Raw genomic sequence first — 4,540 nt, forward strand, 5'->3', positions numbered from 1 at the left:
GTATCTCCGAAAATAGAATTTAATCCCGCATAAAATCAAGGTATGTTAGAATGTAGAATTTACTTTTTCATTCAAGCGTGTAGTAGTTATAGTAGCTTGCCCTGCTCTTATCGGTCTTGGTGATCATGTCCTTGGCTTCTTTTGGAGATTTGTTGTGTTTGGCTGCAAGACGGTTGATCCGCCAGTCAAGATCTGCATGTACAAATACACTAAAGCAGTCCTTCCAGTCTGCCAGCGCATAATCTGCACAGCGGCCTACCATAACACACGGACCCTCATCTGCCAGTTTCTTGATCGCATCAAACTGTGCAAGGAAGATCTTGTGGTTCATCGGCATATCCGAAAATCCTGCGGAAGAATATCCAAAAGAATAGGTATCCATGACCAGAGAATACAGAAAACTGTTGGTCGGTTTCTCATCATGATTCTCAAACAGTTCCTTGCAGATACCACTGTCATTTGCGGCATGCTCCAGAAGTTCCTTATCGTAACATTTGATCCCGAAATATTTGGCGATCTCCTGACCGATCTGTCTTCCTCCACTTCCATATTCACGTCCGATTGTGATGATTGAACTTGTACTATTCATAAGCTGTGCACTCCCTTCTGCAAAAACTATAGAAGTATTATACATTATTTTTCCTGAAAATGCCAACAATTTATAATTATTTTACAATTTTCCTGAAATTAGAACAACAATTTGCCGGAAAAGTCTCTTGATTCTTTACTTACGCAATTTATCGAGAAGTTTCTCGAAATACTCTGGAAGCGGTGCCGTAAATTCCAGATATTCCCCCGTCACCGGATGACGGAATCCCAGGATCATTGCATGAAGTGCCTGTCCCTGGAGATGATATGGATTTTTGGATGATCCATACACCGTATCGCCGAGAAGCGGATGACCAAGACTTGCCATATGCACACGGATCTGGTGCGTACGTCCTGTTTCCAGGCGGCACTCGATATACGTCGCATTGCCGAAACGTTCCAGGACCTTATAATGTGTCACGGCTTCCTTGCCGTTCCTATGATTGATCGCCATCTTTTTGCGGTCGATCGGATGTCTTCCTACCGGCGCATCGACAGTTCCCTCATCTTCTTTGATGTTTCCCTGCACAACTGCACGATATCTTCGTTTGATACTGTGCTCCTTGAGCTGCTCTGCAAGGTCTCTGTGGGCTCCGTCCTCCTTGCAGATAAGAAGTGCCCCTGTTGTGTCCTTGTCGATCCTGTGCACGATTCCGGGGCGCAGAACGCCATTGATCCCGGAGAGATGCTCACCGCAGTGCGCCATGACTGCATTGACCAGAGTTCCCTCCATATGTCCGGCACTTGGATGCACGACCATATCCTTTGGCTTATTTACCACCATCAGCCATTCATCCTCATACAGGATATCAAGAGGGATCTCTTCCGGTTTGATATCGAGCGGCTGCATATCCGGCACCTGAAGTGCCACCTCGTCACCCGCCTGCGTCTTATAATTTGCCTTTACTACTTTGCCATTTACAGAAACCATCTGGTCTTTGAGAAGTTTCTGCAGATAAGATCTGGAAAAGTCCAGGCATACATCCGCAAGATAGCGGTCAATACGGATGCCGGCTTTTTCCACATCCACTTTAAAATTTATTGTTTCCATAGATTATTTATCCTTTATCTTTGAACTCAGGAATTCAAAGTCTTCATCCTTGTATTTAAAGACTACCAGAAGCACCAGCACGATCCCGCCGCATACCACATAGATATCCGCAATATTAAACACAGGAAAATCGATCAGGGAAAAATAGATAAAATCCACCACATATCCTCGGAACAGCCGGTCAATAAAGTTCCCTGCTGCCCCGCCAAACAATACTGCTCCTGTGAGCAGCAGTGGCAGATAATATCTGTTCTTCGGTATCCTGACAAAGACCCCGATCAGTGCAATGCAGAATATCACACACATGCCGCCAAATAAGAACTGTCTGCCTTCCAGCATGCCAAATGCCATGCCGCGGTTCTCTACATAAGCAAGTTCCAGTACACCTGGTATCAGTGAGATACTACTGTGATCCTTCAGGTGCAAAAGAGCTTCATGCTTCGCAACCTGATCCAGCAAGATCAGTACAAGGATCAGTCCGCTACATAGAATTGTAGTCCTTCCTGTGTCAAACGTATCCTGTTTTTTCATTTAAGGATCTCCCTGATTCCCTCCAGCAATTCCTCATCACTTACAGAACGGTCAATAAAACTGTTTCCTATTCCCTTCATCAGCACAAATTTGATCTGTCCCTGTTCCATCTTCTTGTCCTTTTTGGTGACCGCAAGGACTGCTGCCTCGTCAAGACCTTCTGCACTGACAGGAAGATCATAAAGAAGACAGCCTTCTCTGATCCTGTTATATTCTTCTTCTGTGAGGAGCTCTCTCTTCCAGGAAATATAAGCAGCAGCCACAAGTCCGATCGCAACGCACTGTCCGTGCAGCAGCTGGAAATCCTTGAGCTTCTCCACTGCATGTCCTACAGTATGACCAAGATTCAGAAGTGCACGTTCTCCCTGTTCCTTCGGATCACGCTCTACAACACCGGCCTTGATCTCACAGCAGCGGCGGATCATTTTTGCCAGGGCAGCAGTATCGAGGGCACGGATCGCCTCATGGTTTGCAAGCACATATTCATAAAAATCCGCATCACAGATCAGACCTGTCTTAAGTACTTCACCCATTCCGCAGGCAAACTCTACCGGTGGGAGGGATTTCAGTGTATTCATGTTCATATAGACAAGGCGCGGCTGATGAAAAGCTCCGACCATGTTTTTGTACTGGTCAAGGTCCACACCTGTCTTGCCGCCTACACTGCTGTCCACCTGAGAGAGAAGTGTTGTCGGGATCTGGATAAAGTCAATGCCTCGGAGATACGTCGCTGCTCCAAATCCGGAGAGATCGCCTACCACACCGCCGCCAAGCGCAACCACAAGACTCTTGCGGTCAAGCTGATTCTCGATCAGTGCCTTGTATAACTGCTGCACCGTATTCAGGTTCTTGTTTCTCTCACCTGCCTCAAAGACAAAGACAGAGACTCTGGATGCAACCTGCGTAAGAACACGCTTTACTTTCTCTGCATAAAGAGGTTCCACATGGGTGTCTGTCACAATACAGAGATTACGTCCTTCCAGTCCCTCTGTACAGATCGCGTCTGCAAGTCTGTCAAATCCCTCTTCAAAATAGATCGGATAATAAAAATCTCCATTTCTTTTTACCTGTAAAATTTCTTCTGCCATGTCTGCCTCCTCTGTGATTTACTGATAACGGCGCAGCTTCACACTGTTCCGTCCCTTTTTTGTCTGCCGGGAAACTCCGTCAAAGATGAAACGTCCCTTTCCGCGGACTGATATGATATCCCCTTCCTTCGGCTCATAGCCATTGGAAGTGATGAGTTTGCCATTTACAAAAACCTGCCCGTTCTCGATAAAAGAAACCATGCTGCTTCTGGAAGCCTGAAAAGCAAGTGCGATCAGCGCATCCAGACGTACCGAAGAACAGGTTCCTGTGACAAGTGCAAACTGTGGTTCCGGATAATGCTCCGGGTTATCCACAACAGAAACCTTCACCGCAGTATGACGGATCCGATCAAGATTATCCACAAGAAAATCTGCGATCTTGTTGTGGCAGAAGATCCAGGCCGTATGTTCCTGGATCAGAATATCCCCGATCACGGAACGCTCGATCCCAAGGTTTAAGACTGCCCCCAGATAATCCCTGTGACCCAGGTCCTCTGAAAATTTCCTGGCCTTCGGTTCAACCTTAAGACAGGTGATCGGATATTCCCAGGTAAAAGCAAGAGCATCAGGATGAAACGCTATCATCTGACGCTCTGCTTGCTCATAACCGCCGAAGCATTCCGTCACTACACCAGGAATCTGATTCTTTCGGTTGTTTACGATATTTTGTTCGTTTAAATTAAGGAAATCCGAAAATGTGACAATGTCTCTCCGATAAGAAAGATTTGCCAGTTCCCGGATTCTCTTAATGAAAAATTCTTCTTTTTCCATTGTGCATTAATAACCTGCTCTTACAGAAGGAGTAGAAGTGCTTCCAAGAATATTCTGAAGGTCACCTGTGATATCTACACCTTCTGGTCCAAGGATAAAGATATAGCTGGATACTTTCTGAAGGCTTCCACCGAGGGAATAACATGCACCTGATGTAAAATCAATGATCCTCTGTGCAAGTTCTACATCAATACCTTCCAGATTCAGAACAACTGTAGATTTCTCAACGAGAGTATCTGCGATCTCACGTGTATCCTCCATAGAAGACGGTTTGATGACACAGACTTCCATATTTACAGGAAGACTGGATCTTCTGCTGCTTCTCATTGGTGTGATCTTGGAAGAAGTACGTACTGGCTTGTCCTGCTTTGGTGCAGAAGTGGTTTTAAAGGTCTGCTTCGGTGCAGGCTGCTTCACCTCTGCCTTTACTGGCTCTTCTTCCTCATCTTCTTCGTCCTCGTCAAAAAAATCATTCTCTTCTTTCTTTTTGCCGAATTTCTGGAAGAATTTC

5 protein-coding genes and 1 pseudogene are annotated in these 4,540 nt (G+C 45.8%); all 6 read right to left on the minus strand.

Going from position 1 to position 4,540, the window contains the following annotated elements; genetic code table 11:
* Positions 1–76: 76 nt before the first annotated feature.
* A pseudogene (locus tag WMO75_RS18825) lies at positions 77–589 on the minus strand (cytidylate kinase-like family protein); the annotation flags it as partial.
* A 135-nt stretch (positions 590–724) separates the two neighbouring features.
* Positions 725–1,639, minus strand: coding sequence for an RluA family pseudouridine synthase (locus WMO75_RS18830; protein WP_349078740.1), 915 nt, complete (start codon positions 1,637–1,639; stop codon positions 725–727).
* A gap of 3 nt (positions 1,640–1,642) precedes the next feature.
* A complete protein-coding gene (gene lspA, locus WMO75_RS18835; RefSeq protein WP_349078742.1) occupies positions 1,643–2,170 on the minus strand; it encodes a signal peptidase II in 528 nt (175 codons plus the stop codon).
* Positions 2,167–3,258 carry a 3-dehydroquinate synthase gene (aroB, locus tag WMO75_RS18840; RefSeq protein WP_291580835.1) on the minus strand — a complete coding sequence of 364 codons (1,092 nt, stop codon included), beginning with the start codon at positions 3,256–3,258 and terminating at the stop codon, positions 2,167–2,169. The genes lspA and aroB overlap by 4 nt, the downstream gene beginning before the upstream one ends.
* 18 nt (positions 3,259–3,276) lie before the next feature.
* Complete coding sequence (locus WMO75_RS18845; protein WP_022215019.1) at positions 3,277–4,029, minus strand: YlmH family RNA-binding protein; 753 nt, start codon at positions 4,027–4,029, stop codon at positions 3,277–3,279.
* 6 nt (positions 4,030–4,035) lie between these two features.
* The coding region (locus WMO75_RS18850; RefSeq protein ID WP_349078745.1) for a cell division protein SepF at positions 4,036–4,540 on the minus strand (505 nt) is incomplete at its 5' end.

It is taken from the genome of Blautia intestinihominis (assembly GCF_040096655.1).
Lineage (GTDB): Bacteria > Bacillota > Clostridia > Lachnospirales > Lachnospiraceae > Blautia_A > Blautia_A intestinihominis.

Bases quoted from the DNA above. Each gene is read 5' to 3' on its own strand.
- WMO75_RS18830 (WP_349078740.1), bottom strand. From the start codon at position 1,639: ATGGAAACAATAAATTTTAAAGTGGATGTGGAAAAAGCCGGCATCCGT.
- lspA (WP_349078742.1), bottom strand. From the start codon at position 2,170: ATGAAAAAACAGGATACGTTTGACACAGGAAGGACTACAATTCTATGT.
- aroB (WP_291580835.1), bottom strand. From the start codon at position 3,258: ATGGCAGAAGAAATTTTACAGGTAAAAAGAAATGGAGATTTTTATTAT.
- WMO75_RS18845 (WP_022215019.1), bottom strand. From the start codon at position 4,029: ATGGAAAAAGAAGAATTTTTCATTAAGAGAATCCGGGAACTGGCAAAT.